We start from the raw sequence: 1,433 nt of genomic DNA, 5'->3' as shown, positions 1-1,433 counted from the left end.
CGGCGGGCATGTCCGCCGCGTCGCAGGCCCGCAGGCTGAAGGGGCCGGACGAGCTGAGCATCGTGGCCTTCGAGCGCGGCCACTTCTCCTCGTACTCCGCCTGCGGCATCCCGTACTGGGTGGGCGGCGACGTGGCGGAGCGCGACGACCTGATCGCCCGTACGCCCGAGGAGCACCGGGCCCGTGGCATCGATCTGCGCACCCGCACCGAGGTGACGGAGATCGACGTCGCGGGCCGGCGGGTGCGGGCGCAGGACCGGGAGACCGGTGACGCGTACTGGACCGGGTACGACAAGCTGGTGATCGGCACCGGGGCCCGGCCGGTGCGCCCGGCACTGCCCGGCATCGACGCCCCCGGAGTGCACGGGGTGCAGACGCTCGACGACGGCCAGTCTCTGCTGGATTCACTGGACCGGACGGGCCCCGGCCGTCGGCGCGCGGTGGTGGTGGGCGCGGGCTACATCGGCGTCGAGATGGCCGAGGCCATGCTGAACCGCGGTTTCGAGGTGACCGTGCTGAACCGGGGCGAGCAGCCGATGGCCACGCTCGACCCGGACATGGGGCGCCTGGTGCACGAGGCGATGGACGGCCTCGGCATCACGACGGTGAACCGCGCGGCCGTCACGGAGATCCGCACCGGCCCGGACGGCAGGGTGTCGGGAGTGGTGACCGAAGGGGAGACGTACCCGGCGGACGTGGTGGTCCTCGGCATCGGCGTGGAGCCGGAGACGGCGCTCGCCCGCGCGGCCGGTCTGCCGCTGGGGCCGCACGGCGGTCTGCTGACGGACCTGTCGATGCGGGTGGTGGGGCACGAGGACATCTGGGCGGGCGGCGACTGCGTGGAGGTGCTGGACCTGGTGGCCAAGCGCACCCGGCACATCGCGCTCGGCACCCACGCCAACAAGCACGGCCAGGTCATCGGCGCGAACGTCGGCGGTGGTTACGGCACGTTCCCGGGCGTGGTCGGTACGGCCGTGAGCAAGGTCTGCGACCTGGAGATCGCCCGGACCGGGCTGCGGGAGAAGGACGCGCGGGCGGTCGGGCTGAGGTTCGTGACGGCCACCATCGAATCGACGGGCCGGGCCGGCTACTACCCGGGCGCAGCGCCCATGACGGTGAAGATGCTCGCCGAGTACCGCACCGGCAGGCTGCTGGGCGTGCAGATCGTGGGCCGCGACGGGGCGGCGAAGCGGGTGGACATCGCGGCGGTGGCGCTGACCGCCGGGATGACGGTGGAGGAGATGACCGCGCTCGACCTGGGGTACGCCCCGCCGTTCTCGCCCGTCTGGGACCCGGTCCTGGTGGCCGCCCGCAAGGCGAGCACGGCGGTACGGGCGGCGGGCTCGGCCTGAGCGGCGGACGCGGGGCGCCCGGGCCCCCAGGGGGTTGCGGCGGCCCCCCCCCCCTCAGCGCCCGGGCGGTGTGGGGTGTGT

Annotated in this window: 1 protein-coding gene; it reads left to right on the top strand. The window is 74.3% G+C overall.

Annotated features, from left to right (window positions below; translation table 11 throughout):
- The coding region (locus tag ACFWEP_RS34650; RefSeq protein ID WP_387376279.1) for an FAD-dependent oxidoreductase at positions 1–1,352 on the top strand (1,352 nt) is incomplete at its 5' end.
- Positions 1,353–1,433 lie beyond the last annotated feature (81 nt).

The sequence above is a fragment of the Streptomyces sp. NPDC060198 genome, from assembly GCF_042728415.1.
Taxonomy (GTDB): Bacteria; Actinomycetota; Actinomycetes; order Streptomycetales; family Streptomycetaceae; genus Streptomyces.
Note: the sequence above shows the minus strand (reverse complement) of the source record. Positions and strands in the feature narration are given on the sequence as shown.